Raw genomic sequence first — 13,850 nt, 5'->3', positions numbered from 1 at the left:
GAACGGATCGAGACGGTATCGCCGAACGGTTCCGTCGTCCCGTCTCTCCGAACGGGTCGTTCGTATCGGGTCGCCGGCCACTCACTTCGGCGAGCCGTGCGAATCGTCGGAGAACCACTCGTCGGTGACGTCGGTCGGGGACGTGTTCGCCGAGGACCGGACGTTGCGGTAGAGGTGCTCGAGGTGGTCCAGCGTGTGCCGGACGTCGTACCGCTCGATAGCCGCTCTGGTGTCGCGGTCCATCCGGAGACAGGTCTCGACGGCGTCGACCATCGCCTCGCAATCGCCGTACGCGAACCGCTCGCCGTTGTCGGAGCCGATCGTTCGGTCGAACGGCGGCACGTCGGTCGCGGCGACGGGCGTGCCACAGGCGTTGGCCTCGAGCGTCGAGAGCCCGAGCGTGTCGGCCGTCGAGGCGGTGACGAAGGCGTCGATCGAGGAGTAGAAGATCGGCAACTCTTCGCGGGGGAGGAAGCCGCGGATCTCGACGTTGTCGGGGGCCTCGCGCTCGAGACAGTCGCGATAGGGGCCGTCGCCGACGATGACGAAGTCGTACTCCGGCAGCGCATCGGCGAGGCGGAGGATCTCGCTGACGTTTTTCTCCATGCTGAGCCGACCGCTGTAGCCGATCACCGTCCGATCGGGGTACCAGTCCTCGTCGGTCGGCTGGAAAAATTCCATGTCGATGCCCACCGGGAGCTGGACGTGCTCGACGTCGCGTTCGATTCGGCTCGTGGAAGCGGTCACGATGTCGAAACTCCGGAGGAACGCGTTCTCCATCGGGACGTACAGTTTCGAGAGCGCGTTGGCGACCGACTCGAACTTGACGTTCTGGTGGAAGTACTCCTCGATCGGCGTGTGGTGGGTGTACACCGCGGGCAGGTCGTGTTTCCGGGCGTAGTACCGACCGAGCATGCCGACCGTCGCCGGCCCGTGACAGTGGACGACGTCCAGTTCGGGGAGCGTCGACGGCCGTTTGAACACGGGGATCCGATAGCCGGGGTAGAACGGGTTCGACACCGATCTGACCGGGACCTCGCGATCGCCGGGCTCGTAGTCGCCGTCCGGGTAGACGACGTACACCTCGTGTCCGTCCCGTTCGAGCTCCTCTCGCCAGAGTTTGATCGTATACGTGACGCCATCGATTTCGGGGAAGTAACTGTCCGTGAAGAACCCAATTTTCATTCAGGTCACCTCGTCGTAAAGTGTCCGGTACTGGTTCGCGACCGACTCGAGCGAGAACGCCTCGCTCCGTTCGGCCGCGTTCGATCCGAGTCGCTCCCGGAGGTCGGGATCCTCGAGTCGCTCGATGGCGTCCGCGAACGCGTCGACGCCGGCGTCCGACGCCGCCACTTTCAGGCAGTCCTCGCCGTCCTCGAGCCAGGAGAACGTCTCGATGTCGCGGACGAGGATCGGCTTGCCGGCCGTCATCGCTTCGAGCAGCGCGATCCCCTCGTTTTCCTCGTAGGTGGGGAAACAGAAGATATCTCCCGCTGCGAACGCGCCGCGGACGTCGTCGATGTAGCTGGTGAACGTGCAGTTGTCCGGAGACTCCTCGATGAGCCGCGTCGTCTCACGGCCCTTGAGCGAGAGGTCAAGCGGGCCGAACCACGCGAAGTCCAGGTGGGGCAGTCGGCGGGCCAGTTCGACGAACGTCTCGAGGCCCTTGCGCTTGATCACGTGGCCGACGAGGAAGACGGTGGGCGACTCGAGATCGTAGCGCTCGCGGTACTCCGCCTCGAGCGACTCGAACCCGTCGAGCTTCTCGCCGTCGACGCCGTTCGAAACGACAGTCGTCGGCGCGTCGGCGTACGTCTCGATCAGCCGCCGGTTGTACTCCGACGGACAGACGAGGGCGTCGGCCTGCCCGTAGGCCCATTCGAGGTACGGTCTCAGCGGTCGGGCGATCGCGTTGGTAAACCGGAAGCTGTCCCCGAAGTCCTCGGCGGTGACGTGGGTGTGCGCGACGACGGGGATCCCCCGCGACCGCGCCCGCCGCGCGTACCAGACCGAGCGCGGACCCATGAGATTGCAGTGGAGGACGTCGGCGTCCAGCGTCGGCTCGGTCGTGTACTCCAGATCCAGCCGGTCCAGCATCTTCCGCTGGTGGACGACCGACTCGTGGATACCGCCGGTGACGTGCTCCTCGAGTTCGAAGTAGTGGCTGATCTTCATCTCGACTGTCTCGTGGCTGTGGTGAACTCGGTCGCGCTCGGTGGGATCATGGGACGGTGCAGGAACGTCGGGCGGGGCGGGACGTTACGCGACTTCGAGCCACGGCACCTCCATGAGCGGCGGGATGTGCGTCTCGATGTGGTGTTCCCAGACGCCCTCCTCGCCGAAGGCCTCGCCGTGGTCGGCGGTCACGATGACTTTCCCGTCCAGTTCCGGAATCAAGTCGGCGACGGCCTCGAGAGCGATCCGCAGGTTCTCCTCGTAGAGTTCCAGCGCCGCCTCCCGCGTGCCGTTCTTGACGAGGTCCGTCGGATCGAGTTCGAGCCAGAGGCCCGCTTTCTGCGCGAGTTCGCTGTCCTCGAGTCGACTCTCCACTTTCGGTCGGATCGTGTCGCTGATCGACGAGAGCGTGCCGTCCCCGCCGTCGGTCGCCTTCTCGGCTTCCTCCTGTCGCCGGATCCCCTTCTGGATCTGCTTGAGCTTCTGTCCCTTCCCGCGGGAGAGGTACGGCGCGTGGGGCTGCATGTAGTGGAGCACCGTCCGGTCGGCCCGTTCGACGGCGCCTCGATTGTTTCGGAACGCCTCCGCCAGCCCCTCCGGCGGGACCGTTCCGAGGTCGTCATCCCAGCCTGACTTCCAGACGTCGAAAACGTCGCTGATGTGTTCGGACGCTGTCCACTCGTAGTCGCAGCTGGCGCCCCACTTGAGTTCGTTCAGCGGGATTCCGAGGTCGTTGATGAACGGGTTTCCGGAGAAGTACGCGATATCGTGCTCGTCGGTGAACGTCCGGTACGCCCACTCGGGCGTGGACGAGCCGGTACTCCATCGCTTTTCGAGTGTCCCGTCGAGATACTCGTCATAGACGTCGCGGAACACGTCGTACCGGCACGCGTCCAGCACCAGACAGTAGTCCCACTCTGACTCGAGGAAATGCTGGTCCTCCATCGGTTGGGTTGGGGTTTCGAGTCGACAAACGTATGCTTACTGGTGTCCGGACAGTCACCGCAACTTTCCCGTTCCGATCAGTATCGGCTCGTAAACAGGGATCTGGGCGTCGAATTCGGACGCTGTTACTCGAGACGATCCGGAGCGCCCGTTACTCGAGGTAGCCGAGTTCGCGCAGGCGGTCGCGAGTCTCCTCGTCGGCCTCGGCCAACGCGTCGGCGTCCTCGGCGTCCGTCTCGCTGGGGTCGATCCACGCGCCGCCGGCGGCCTGCTCGAAGCGGGCGAGCGCGCGTTCAGTGTCGGCGACGACCTCGTCGTCGGACGGATCCACGGGCGTCGATTCCGCGGGGTCCTCGTCGAGTCGGTACCCCTCGTCGGGGATGCGATCCGCGCGGACGTACTTCGCGTCGGTGCTGCGGGCCGCGCGCAGCCGGGAGTAGGCGCGGTGGTCGTCGGGCAGCTCGATCCCCGCCTCGCTGGCCTTCTCCTCCAAGTGGTGGAGTTCGATCACCGGCTGGGCGTACTCGACGAACGCGTAGTCGTCGTCGCCGGACTGGGTCCGGCTGCTCGAGGGACTTCGTCCCTCGCTGTCGCCGGACGTCTCGCCGTCCGCGGCCTCGAGTACCGCGCGCTGTCCGGGATCCGGCTCCGCGGCCCCCTCGAAGGCGCGATACTCGCTCGAGAGCAGCGATCGCGTCGAATCGCGGCCGGTGACGGAGACGTCGTCCGTCGGCGCGAGCGCGTCGTCGGGATCGACGTCGAGTGCCTCGAGGACCGTGTGATAGCAGTCGAGCAACTCGACGAGGTCGTCGCGCCGGTCGGCCTCGAGGGCGGGGTGTTTCACCAGCAGCGGGACGTTGATCAGCTGGTCGTAGAGGGCGAACTCGTGGCCGTAGAGGTCGTGTTCGCCGTGGAGTTCGCCGTGGTCGGCGCAGACGACGACGGTCGTCTCCTCCCACTGACCGGTCTCGCGCAGCCAGTCGAACAGGCGTCCGAGTTCGGCGTCCATGTGGGCGATCTCGGCGTCGTACAGGCTCCGGATGTCGTCCCACTCCTCGTCGTCGATGTCGCGGGCGCCCGAGTTGTACTCCTTGGAGTTCTGGCAGACCTCGCCGGGGTCGACGCCGGGGGCGAACTCCTCGCGGTACTCCTCGGGCGGGTAGTAGGGAAGGTGGGCGTCCATCAGGTTGACGAACGCGAACCAGCCCTCGTCGCTCTCGCTGTCGTCGATAAAGGACTTCGTTCGGTCGATGACCGACGGCGTCTTCGTGTCCGCCCCCTCGCCGCTGGCGAGTTTCTCGTGGGCCATCGCGCCGAGCCTGACGAGTTTCGACGCCAGATCGCGGAGGTAGTCGTTGTCGTTGACGGTCTGCCAGGCGCTGGCCAGCGGCCCCGAGAGGACGTCGCCGGGGAGGACTTCGAAGAACGAGTCCTGCGCGTCGAACCCGTCGGTGAGGCCGGTGTAGGGGGTTATCCAGGCGTTCGAGGAGTAACACGCCGTGTCGTAGCCGGCCGCCGAGAGGACCGCGGCGAGGGTGGCGTCGCCCTCGAGGTACGGGCTCCCCTGATCGGCCCCGTGCTGGCTCGGATACCGGCCGGTGAACAGCGAGGCGTGGACCGGCAGCGTCCAGGGCGCGGGCGCGATGGCCGATTCGAAGACGGTCGCTTCCTCGGCGAACGCGGAGAGTTCGGGCGTCGTCCCCCGCTCGTAGCCGTACGGACCCAGGCGATCCTTCCGGACCGTGTCCAACACGACGAAGAGCACGTTGGATTGCTGCGTGTCGTCCATTACGGAGGACAATTGAGTCCATCCAAATAAAACGCGCCAACTGTCCGAGCCAGTCTGCGGGTTGGTAGCAAGCAAAAGAGCGCTGGGAGGCCGGTCCATCCCGTAACCGGCGATGTGGTCGATTTTCGGCCCGGATCGGGGCTGTATTGGATGATTTCGTTCCGGTCGTTCGCCAACGGTAATCAGACGTTTCAAGTCCGCTGACGATCCACGTCCGCTATGAACGAGCGAAACCGGCGGAGACTGCTCATCGGCGGCTTCGGGACGATCGCCGTCTTCGCCGTGCTGTTCTTCGCCGTCGGCGCGCGCGACGTCATCGACTCGTTGCTCTCGGCCACGCCCTCGCTGGTCGTCGCGACCTTCGCCCTCGCGCTGTGCTGGCTGGCCGCGTGGAGCCTGATGCTCCGGACCGTGCTGGTCGCCCTCGACGTCGAGTTGCCGATCGGCAAGGCGTTTTTCGTCTACGCCGGCGCCGTCTTCGCCAACAACGTCACCCCGTTCGGGCAGGCCGGCGGTGAACCGGTCGCCGCCTTGCTCATCTCGAAGGTCTCCGACGCGCGCTACGAGACCGGCCTCGCCGGCATCGCGAGCGTCGACGTGCTCAACGTCGTCCCCTCGGTCTCGCTGATCCTCGTCGGGGTCGGCTACTACGCGACCACCGCCACCGTCGCCGAGCGCCTCGAGACGGCCGTCGGCTCGGCGGTCGTGCTGATCGCGGCCATCGTCCTCGTGATGGCGGTCGTCTGGCGGTACCGGGAGGCGATCATCAAACGTCTCCCGGCTCTCATCGCCCCCCGTCTCAGTCGACTCGGGCTCGCTCGCTTCCAGAGCGAGACGCTCGAGGCGGATCTGGCGGATCGAATGGGCCGGTTCTTCGAGAACATCGAGCGCGTCGGGACGGATCGGTGGCGACTCTCGGCCGTCGTCGGACTCTCGCTGGCCGGCTGGCTCTTTCAGACGGTCGCGCTCATGGCCGCGTTCGCCGCGCTGGGAGAGCCCGTCCCGCTGTACGTCCTGCTGTTCGTGATCCCGCTCGCGAACCTCGCGGGAGCCGCCCCGCTTCCCGGCGGACTCGGCGGTATCGAGGCCGCGTTCGTCACGCTGCTCGTGCCGACGACCGGCATCGAGGCGTCCGTGATCACCGCGGCCGTGCTCATCTTCCGGGGGGCGATCTACTGGATGCCCGTCCTGATCGGCGGTCTGTCGGTGTCCGCGTTCGGCGTCAAGGCCCTCGAGTGACCGTCGCGGCCCGGAGACCGACGATCGCTCCTCGTTGGAACGGACGACCGAGCGGTTGATCCCCGTCCGGCACGGACGGTCGATCGTCGACACGCATGTACCGAGGTGGCCACGTCGGATTCAACGCCCTCCTGTACGCTCCGTTCGTCCCGCCGGTGAGCCGCGTCTGGTCGCTCGAGATGGCGCTTCTGGGCGCGGTCCTCGCCGTCGGACTGGCGAACCTCCCCGATATCGACCAGCCGCTGCCGCGGATTCCCCACCGCGGGCCGACCCACACGATCTGGTTCGCCCTCCTCGTCGGCCTGCTCGCCGGCGTCGCGACGGCGCAGGTCGCTCGCTCGACGCCGCTCGCCTTCCGGTTCGGGTTCGTCGTCGGGACCGGCAGCATCGTCGCCCACCTCGCGGGAGACGTCGTGACGCCGATGGGGATCAGCCCCTTCGCGCCGCTCTCGCGGTACCACGTCACGCTCGACTGGTTCAAATCCAAGAACGGCCGGATCAATCGGGCGTTCCTCCTGCTCGGAGCGACCGCGCTACTCGCGTCGCTCGGCCTGACGATCGGACGGCTCGGAACGGTCGGTCCGGCGGTCTGATCGGCCGCGTACCGACGCGGCGAGCGAGCCCTCCGCCCGCCACGCGAGGAGGCCGATCGACGCCGTCCAGAGCGCCGCCGTCGCCGTCGGTCCGTGAATCGGAACCCCGGGGCCCGCGGTCGCTGCGAACGGGAACAGCCAGTCGATGCCTTTCGACGAGAGGGAGTCGATCGCGAGGTGCGACCCGATCCCCAGCCCGACGGCGAGCGCGACCGTCCGGTCCCGACGGATCGCGTACGCGCCGGCGACGACGGCGACCGCGAACAGCGGCGTGTGCGTGAGTCCGCGGTGGACCAGCGGCCACCCCCACGCCGCGGGGAACAGGAAGTCGGCGTCCGGGAGGAGTCCCAGGACGACGCCGAGTCGCGGATCGGCGTCGCTGAACCCTCGAACGAGGGCGTAGCCGACGACCGCGTGGGTCGCGAACGCGCCGGTGAGAAACAGGACTCGCGTCGCGTCCATCGGCGTGACCTTCGGACGGCATCCCCACATAGATTGCGGCCCGGTGACACTCGAGGAGGGGGCGGCGATCGAGGACCTACGAGAACCAACAACGCTTACATTCGGGAGGGAATAGGACCGGGATATGGTACCGCTGCAGCTCGAGGGGATGCCGACCTGGCTCGAGTCGCTGTTCGCGTCGGAGTTCGCGTTCGCGGTGTTGCTCGGGATCTGTATCCTCGAGGGCGCGATGATGCTGCGGTTCATGCCGAGCGAACTCGTCGTCCCGTCCGCGCTGGCGCTCATGGGGTCATCGATTCCGAAGACGGTCGCGATCGTCGCCGTCGCGGTCGTCGGCACGACGCTCGGGCAGTTCCTGCTGTTCTGTCTCGTCCGTCGCGCCGGACGGGAGTACGTCATCCAGAAGCGGTGGTTCCCGCTCACCGAGTCGCGACTCGAGCGCTTCGACGGCTGGTTCGATCGCTGGGGCGGGATCGCCGTCGCCGCCAGTAACACGATGCTGGTCGTCAGAGGGCTGCTCACCGTTCCCGCCGGGCTCTCGGAGATGGACGGCCGGACGTTCGTCGCCCTGTCGGCGCTCGGATCGCTCTCCTTCCAGTCGATCCTCGCCGGGCTCTACCTGTTCGGCGGCTACTTGCTGGCCTTCTAGCGCGGCGGACGCTCGAGCGGTCGGTTCGCGTAGCCGAGACCACCCCACGGTTCCGCACCGATGCGACGCGATGCCGGACGAACGTTTTTCCACGGCATTGTGGACGTGCGACCATGCGGCTCGTGGAAATCCTGATCCCGAGACAGAAGCGGGACGCCGTCGAGGAGACGCTCGAGGACGAAGGGCTCGATTACACCCTCGTCGACGAGGAGAGTCGCGAGGAGCCCTCGGTCGTGATTACGTTCCCGCTGCCGGCGCCCGCCGTCGAGTCCGTCCTCGACGAACTCCGGAACACGGGGCTCGAGGAGGATTCCTACACTGTGGTCGTCGAGGCGGAGACCGTCGTCTCCGAGCAGTACGACGAACTCGAGCAGCGATACGCGCAGAACACCGGGCGCATCTCCCGCGAGGAGCTACAGGCCCAAGCGAAGGATCTCACGCCCAGATTCAATACGTACCTCGTCATGACGATCATGAGCGTGGTCGTCGCGACCGCCGGCCTGTTGCTCGACTCGCCGGCGGTCGTCGTCGGGTCGATGGTGATCGCCCCGCTGATCGGCCCGGCGCTCGGCGCGAGCGTCGGCACGGTCATCAACGACCGCGCCCTGTTCCGGCGCGGGATCAAGCTTCAGGCGGTCGGGCTGAGCGTCGGCATCCTCACCGCGGTCGTCTTCGCGTTCGGTGTCAGGACGACCGGGCTCGTCTCACCGATGTTCGACATCTTCGAGATAGCGGAAATTCAGGGCCGTTTGACCCCGGATTTACTCTCACTCGCGATCGCAATCGGCGCCGGGGTAGCGGGCGCGTGGACGCTCACTGCGGGCACGTCGGCCGCCCTCGTCGGTGTCATGATCGCCGCCGCGCTCGTGCCGCCCCTCGGCGTCGTCGGCATCGGTATCGCGTGGGGCGCGCCAGAAGTCGCTATCGCCGCGACCGTCCTCGTGCTCGTCAACATCCTCACGATCAACATCACCAGTCTCGCCGTCCTCTGGTACAAGGGGTATCGGCCGGACGACTGGTTCCAACAGGACGAGGCCCGCGTCGCGACGGAAAAGCGCGCCGTCGCCCTCGTCGTCACGATCGTCGTCCTCTCGGCGTTTCTCGGGGTCGTGACCTACGACACCTACCGAACCGGGGTGTACGAGGAGGACGTGAACGAGGACGTGACCGACATCGTCGAGTCGCCCCAGTACGACGAGCTCGCGCTCATCGATATCGCGGTCGAGTACGACGATCCGGTCCCGATCCGCCAGCCGGAACGGATCGTCGTTCGCGTCTCGTATCCGGTCGGCACCGAGCCGCCGCGGATCGGCGACGAGATCCGGTCTCGAGCGAGCATCCGCGCCGAGTCGGCGATTCGGTTGCCGACCGGACCGCTCGTCGAGTCCCATCGCGCCGAGGTCGTCGTGTACTACGTCGGGCGAGGCTAATCCCTGAGACTCCGCTCGGGAAGGGTTCCACGAGAGTTCGAGAACCGACGGCCGATCGAACGAGCGGAGACCCGACAGCGCTACCGGGCGGTATCAGTCGCCTCGCCGGTAGAACGGCAGTCGGAACCGGACGCCGGCGTCGCGGAGCTTCCATCTGGTCTCGAGGCCGATCCACGCCAGTCCGGTCAGGATCGCGATGCCGACGGCGGCGAACTCGGAAGAGCCCATCCAGACCGGCGACGCGAAGAGGAGTCCGTTGTGGATCCGGTGGGGCAGGATGTTCTCGAGGAAGTCACCGGCCCAACCGAGCGGATCGAAACCGAAGAGGCCGCTGCTCTCGCCGCCGCCGCCGCTCTCGTCGGCGGTTCGCGACTCGAGGCCGAGTTCGGCCGCGCTCTGCCCGCCCTCGCTCTCGGGACCGGTCTCGAGTCGTTCGGCCTCGTAGGGGAGCGTCGATGCAACCTCCCAGACGATGTCGCCGGACTCGTTGACCTCCATCACGCGGTTGCCGTGGCTGTCGGCGATGAGCGTGTTCCCGTTGGGGAGTCGGTCGGCGTCGCGGGGCCACTGGATCTGATCGTCCTCCCACTGCCAAGTGCGGTTCCACTCGCCGTCCTCGCGCTGGAACTCCTGAACGCGACCGTTCTCGGAGTCGGCGACGACGACGGCCGGACCGCCCTGCGATTCGGGGATGTAATCGGGGTTGTGCTGTTCGTACTGGACGTCGTAGTCGTTCTCGTCGCCGAGCGTCCAGTCCTCGACTAAGCCTTCCTGCCGATCGAGGAAGACGACCTGATCCTGATTCCGGAGGCTGGCCATGATGCGACCCTCGTGTTGGCCCTCGTCGATGTACTCGACGTCGTTGATGTGGGCCCAGTCCTCCGGGTACGGGCCGCCCTCTTCGACGGGGAAGTCGCTCTGGGCGTCCCAGAGCCACTCGACGACCTCCGTCTCCGTGTTGACGATGAAGACCTGGTCGGCGACGATGTCGGCGACGACCACGTGCGTCTCGTTGATGCGGTCCGAGTCGTGCCACTCGCCGGCGGTCTCCTTGTAATCGTAGCGCTCGTAGACGACCTCGACCTCGCCGGTCTCGAGGTCGGCGCGCTCGATGACGTTTCGCGCACACGGCGGAGCGCTACAGGTCGGCCCCTCGCTGTGGATCGTGTCCGTCGCCGTGTACTCGACGGTCAACGGATCGCCCTCGACGGGGTCGACGTCGAAGTACTTCGTGCGCGTGTTGTTGTAGTACAGCACCTCGCCGTCGGGCGCGTAGGCGGTGATCGTTCCCGCCCGTCCCGACTCGGTGACGACCGTGTGGTTCTCCGTCTCCGGTGCCTCTGGAACGTCCGCCGCGGACGCGGTCGAGAGATCGTCGCTCATCGACGCGTTCGCCACGACGGCGGCCGAGAGGAGGATGACGGCCAGGAACGCGACGCGGAGGTAATTCCGCGAGAGCGCCGACCGGGCGCGGGAAATTCCCGACCGACCGGCCGCGAGCGGCGATTGCGAACGGTCAGCCACGGTCGATCACCCTCGAGTCTCGAAACGTCAGCTGGGTACCCATCAGGTTTCCTTTCCGGAGCGAGGTATTAGTGCTTTTTTTAACTACTACGTCAGCACCGTCGACGCCCGAAACGGGGGGAGTGCACGGTAGCCGTTCAGACCCCGCTCGCGGCGAGCCTCGCCGCGTCTCACGCCGCTCCGGAGCGCTTTCGCGACCGAAAAGCGTATGCGAACGCTCCCGAACCACCGCACCAACGGTGAGCGAAACGGAACCCCTCCAGCCCGGGACGGAACGCGCCGACACCGATCCGGCAGACGACGGTCGTCCGGTCCTCGAGTCTCGACGCCGCCGATTGGGGGCGTACCTCCGACACAACGGCGAACGGATCTGTCGCGACACGATCGTGTTGGCCAGCTGGGCGCTGGTGATGACGATCTGGATGCAGGGGTTCGGCGTCCCCCGCTGGCTGTGTTACCTCGCCACCTTCGTGGGCGTCGTCGGCTACACGCAAGTGACGTCCCCGTGGGTGCGCCCGTACGTGAGCCCCGACGACCTCGAGTCGCCGCCGGGCGGTCGAGGGCTATAGGAATCGAAGTAGCGGCACGAGTAACGTCACGACCCAGAGGAGCGCGCCGAGGCGCACGAAATCGTGATTCTCCGGATCGACCCGCACGGTGTGTGACGCCCCGACGGCGATGAATCCGAGCGCGACTGCGGTCGAGAACCGATGGACGAGCACGTTGAGCGGGAGCCGCGTCACGCCGAGCAGCGTGTAATCGAAGAGGATCGCGATCGCGAAGCCGATCGAACCGGCCGCGAAGGCCGTCGGCCGGTCGAGCGACCGCGCGAAGTAGTACGTACAGACCGGTAAGCCGACGGCGAGCAGCGGATAGAACGCCGCCGCGATGAACCGGGGATCGATCCCCTCGAGTCGCCCCTCGACGGCGATCGCGCCGAACCGAACGAAGAGGTAGAGGCCGAGCAGCGACCCCGCCAATCGCAGTGCGCGGGGAATGCGAGCGGCGAGCGGATTCGGGAACGAGGTCCGCGTCGATACTCGACTCGCGAGCAGCAGGCCCGGGAGGAGGCCGACGAGCGCGAAGTGGAACGGCGGTCCGCCGTTCTCGAGGTCGACGACCGTCACCCAGCCGTCGGAATCGAAGCCGCGGCCGTTGCCCAGGTGAACGCGCGAGACGTTCGACACGTATCGCCGATCCATGAACTCGCGTTCGACGTATCGCTGTGAGTCCTCGGCGCTGTCGACCGTGTGACTGAGTCGAAACCAGTCCCAGTGTTCGCTGTGGGCCTGGATCGCGGTCCACTCCTCGTCGGGATCGGGCGACTCGTAGGCGCGGATGTGCTCGCGAGAGCCGAGATAGTCGCCGTCGTGGAGCTGATAGCTCTCGTCGAGCCACACGCCCTCGGCCGACTCGTCGTCCGTGGAGACGTAGACGTACCGCGTCGAGCCGTCGGCGCTGCTCCAGGCCGTTTCGGTCCCGACGACCTCCTCGGAGTCCGTCTCGCTCACGTCCTCCTCTTCGGGCGCGGTCTCGTTCCAGTCGCCGCGACTCCGTTCTTCCAGGTGGCGGCGCGTCTCCGCCGGATCGCCGCTGATCAGCACGTTGATCGCGAGCGTCCGCTCCTCGAAGCTCGTCCCGCTGCTCGTGTACGGCCACAGCGACGACTCGCCCTCGGTAGTCACCAGCGTTTCCTGTCGGTCGGCCGCGTGGCCGCCCGACGACGTGGCGGCGGTCGGTCCGAGGGCCAGCACGGCGAGCACGACGGCGACGGCTCCGAGAGCGATCAGCGTCTGTCGCTCGATGGCCGGTCACCCCCGTCAGCGATCGTTCGAGTGTCCATCGGTAGAACGACGGGTCGGACCCGTCAGTTGGCTACGTAGGACGCTCTCCGGTCCGCTTATAGGCTTTCTCGTCTCCGTTGTCGGGTGCGCTGGCGGTGACTGTCCGCTTTTCGAACTCGAACTGATCGCGGTACCGGTCCGATCGCGAACGGTCGGACTCAGTCCATCTCGTCGGGGCGACGCGTCGTGAGAACGGGAACCGGCGACGTGCGGATGACGCGCTCCGTGAAACTGCCGAGCAGGTGCCGGTCGAGACCGGTCCGGCCGTGGGTGCCCATGACGATGAGATCGATCTCCTCGTCGTCGGCGTACGAGATGACCTCTCGAGGCACCGAGCCGGTCGCGATGGCGGTCCTGACGTCGCCGGCGCCCGCCGCCTCGGCGGTCGCCGCGTCGTCGTCGAGCACCTCCTGGATGTTCTCCTCGAGTTGCTCGGGGAGCGGAGCCGTTTCCGCGTCGGCGACTTCCGGCAGTTCGTCCATGACCGACAGCAGGTGCAACGCTCCGCCACAGCGGTTGGCGAACCGCGCTCCGAGTTCGACCGCCGCGGTCGCGTGAACGCTCCCGTCGGTCGGCACGAGGACGTCGGTATAGGGATACGTCACCGTCGCGTCGTCGGCCGCGCGAACCGTCAGCACCGGCACCTCGCTCCGGTTGACGACGTAGTCCGTGACGCTGCCGAGGATGTACTCTCCCAGTCCGCGTCGGCCGTGGGCGCCCATGACGACGAAATCGAACGCGACGCCGTCCGCGTGGTCCGGCTGCGACTCGTCACTACCGGCCGTGACGAACCGGACGATCGTCTCGCGCGGTTCGCCCTGAACGACGTGCGTGCTGACGGGCACGCCGCGCTCTTCGGCCAGTTCGGCGGCCGCCGAAACGATCCCCTCGCCCTCCTCCTCTAAGGCGTCGACGACTTGCGTGCCGAGACGCGTGAGACTCGGCTCGTTCGTGTCCGCGACGTTGAGGACGTGCACGATCGCGTCCTGATCGGCGGCGATGTCGAGCGCGTGCTCGAGGGCCGCCCTCGCGGAGTCGCTCCCGTCGGTCGGAACGAGAATGCGAGTGTCCATGGTCGTGATTCGGCGTGGATCCGTTTACGTCTATGGGACTACTGGCTGCCCGAAGCGTACTATCCGGCCGTTCGAAGCGCGGTGATTTCCGTCGCGGACACCGAACTGGCCCGGGAACCGGGCCGAA

General features: G+C 66.9%; 13 protein-coding genes. 5 read left to right on the top strand and 8 right to left on the bottom strand.

Translation table 11 applies throughout. The annotated features are described in order from the left end of the window. Nucleotides 1-81 precede the first annotated feature (81 nt). From WD430_RS08810 to WD430_RS08795, 4 genes are all read right to left on the bottom strand, one after another. Nucleotides 82-1,185: a glycosyltransferase gene (locus WD430_RS08810; RefSeq protein WP_339105647.1), complete on the bottom strand. Its 1,104-nt coding sequence runs from the start codon at nt 1,183-1,185 to the stop codon at nt 82-84. Beyond that, nucleotides 1,186-2,175: a glycosyltransferase family 4 protein gene (locus WD430_RS08805; RefSeq protein ID WP_339105646.1), complete on the bottom strand. Its 990-nt coding sequence runs from the start codon at nt 2,173-2,175 to the stop codon at nt 1,186-1,188. An 84-nt stretch (nt 2,176-2,259) separates the two neighbouring features. After that, nucleotides 2,260-3,120 (bottom strand): hypothetical protein, encoded by an 861-nt coding sequence (locus WD430_RS08800; RefSeq protein ID WP_339105645.1) that lies wholly within the window; start codon nt 3,118-3,120, stop codon nt 2,260-2,262. 151 nt (nt 3,121-3,271) lie between these two features. Continuing rightward, on the bottom strand, nt 3,272-4,909 hold the full coding sequence (locus tag WD430_RS08795; RefSeq protein ID WP_339105644.1) for a sulfatase: 1,638 nt from the start codon (nt 4,907-4,909) through the stop codon (nt 3,272-3,274). A 219-nt stretch (nt 4,910-5,128) separates the two neighbouring features. On the opposite strand from WD430_RS08795, the gene WD430_RS08790 reads away from it, so the two are divergent. Together WD430_RS08790 and WD430_RS08785 are read left to right on the top strand one after the other, a co-directional pair. Beyond that, nucleotides 5,129-6,148, top strand: a complete 1,020-nt coding sequence (locus tag WD430_RS08790) for a lysylphosphatidylglycerol synthase transmembrane domain-containing protein (protein ID WP_339105643.1) — start codon at nt 5,129-5,131, stop codon at nt 6,146-6,148. A gap of 95 nt (nt 6,149-6,243) precedes the next feature. Next, a complete protein-coding gene (locus WD430_RS08785; protein ID WP_339105642.1) occupies nt 6,244-6,741 on the top strand; it encodes a metal-dependent hydrolase in 498 nt (165 codons plus the stop codon). Here the strand turns inward: WD430_RS08785 and WD430_RS08780 are convergent. Beyond that, nucleotides 6,682-7,203, bottom strand: a complete 522-nt coding sequence (locus WD430_RS08780; protein ID WP_339105641.1) for a metal-dependent hydrolase — start codon at nt 7,201-7,203, stop codon at nt 6,682-6,684. The genes WD430_RS08785 and WD430_RS08780 overlap by 60 nt on opposite strands. A 124-nt stretch (nt 7,204-7,327) precedes the next feature. Here WD430_RS08780 and WD430_RS08775 point away from each other — a divergent pair, with 124 nt between their 5' ends. Together WD430_RS08775 and WD430_RS08770 are read left to right on the top strand one after the other, a co-directional pair. Beyond that, nucleotides 7,328-7,852, top strand: a complete 525-nt coding sequence (locus WD430_RS08775) for a VTT domain-containing protein (protein WP_339105640.1) — start codon at nt 7,328-7,330, stop codon at nt 7,850-7,852. A 113-nt stretch (nt 7,853-7,965) separates the two neighbouring features. Further along, nucleotides 7,966-9,282, top strand: coding sequence for a TIGR00341 family protein (locus tag WD430_RS08770; RefSeq protein ID WP_339105639.1), 1,317 nt, complete (start codon nt 7,966-7,968; stop codon nt 9,280-9,282). Between the two features lie 93 nt (nt 9,283-9,375). On the opposite strand, the gene WD430_RS08765 is transcribed toward WD430_RS08770, so the two are convergent. Beyond that, nucleotides 9,376-10,806 (bottom strand): aryl-sulfate sulfotransferase, encoded by a 1,431-nt coding sequence (locus WD430_RS08765; RefSeq protein ID WP_339105638.1) that lies wholly within the window; start codon nt 10,804-10,806, stop codon nt 9,376-9,378. A gap of 239 nt (nt 10,807-11,045) precedes the next feature. On the opposite strand from WD430_RS08765, the gene WD430_RS08760 reads away from it, so the two are divergent. Next, nucleotides 11,046-11,375, top strand: a complete 330-nt coding sequence (locus WD430_RS08760) for a hypothetical protein (RefSeq protein WP_339105637.1) — start codon at nt 11,046-11,048, stop codon at nt 11,373-11,375. On the opposite strand, the gene WD430_RS08755 is transcribed toward WD430_RS08760, so the two are convergent. Together WD430_RS08755 and WD430_RS08750 are read right to left on the bottom strand one after the other, a co-directional pair. Next, a complete protein-coding gene (locus WD430_RS08755) occupies nt 11,370-12,569 on the bottom strand; it encodes a hypothetical protein (protein WP_339105636.1) in 1,200 nt (399 codons plus the stop codon). The two genes, WD430_RS08760 and WD430_RS08755, sit on opposite strands and share 6 nt — an antisense overlap. Nucleotides 12,570-12,808: 239 nt before the next feature. Further along, a complete protein-coding gene (locus WD430_RS08750; protein ID WP_339105635.1) occupies nt 12,809-13,723 on the bottom strand; it encodes a universal stress protein in 915 nt (304 codons plus the stop codon). Nucleotides 13,724-13,850 lie beyond the last annotated feature (127 nt).

Origin of the sequence: Haloterrigena sp. KLK7 (genome assembly GCF_037914945.1) — an archaeon.
Classification (GTDB): Archaea; Halobacteriota; Halobacteria; order Halobacteriales; family Natrialbaceae; genus Haloterrigena; species Haloterrigena salinisoli.
This window is presented reverse-complemented; position numbering and strand designations above follow the sequence as displayed.

Bases quoted from the DNA above. Each gene is read 5' to 3' on its own strand.
- WD430_RS08810 (WP_339105647.1), bottom strand. From the start codon at position 1,185: ATGAAAATTGGGTTCTTCACGGACAGTTACTTCCCCGAAATCGATGGC.
- WD430_RS08805 (WP_339105646.1), bottom strand. From the start codon at position 2,175: ATGAAGATCAGCCACTACTTCGAACTCGAGGAGCACGTCACCGGCGGT.
- WD430_RS08800 (WP_339105645.1), bottom strand. From the start codon at position 3,120: ATGGAGGACCAGCATTTCCTCGAGTCAGAGTGGGACTACTGTCTGGTG.
- WD430_RS08795 (WP_339105644.1), bottom strand. From the start codon at position 4,909: ATGGACGACACGCAGCAATCCAACGTGCTCTTCGTCGTGTTGGACACG.
- WD430_RS08790 (WP_339105643.1), top strand. From the start codon at position 5,129: ATGAACGAGCGAAACCGGCGGAGACTGCTCATCGGCGGCTTCGGGACG.
- WD430_RS08785 (WP_339105642.1), top strand. From the start codon at position 6,244: ATGTACCGAGGTGGCCACGTCGGATTCAACGCCCTCCTGTACGCTCCG.
- WD430_RS08780 (WP_339105641.1), bottom strand. From the start codon at position 7,203: ATGGACGCGACGCGAGTCCTGTTTCTCACCGGCGCGTTCGCGACCCAC.
- WD430_RS08775 (WP_339105640.1), top strand. From the start codon at position 7,328: ATGGTACCGCTGCAGCTCGAGGGGATGCCGACCTGGCTCGAGTCGCTG.
- WD430_RS08770 (WP_339105639.1), top strand. From the start codon at position 7,966: ATGCGGCTCGTGGAAATCCTGATCCCGAGACAGAAGCGGGACGCCGTC.
- WD430_RS08750 (WP_339105635.1), bottom strand. From the start codon at position 13,723: ATGGACACTCGCATTCTCGTTCCGACCGACGGGAGCGACTCCGCGAGG.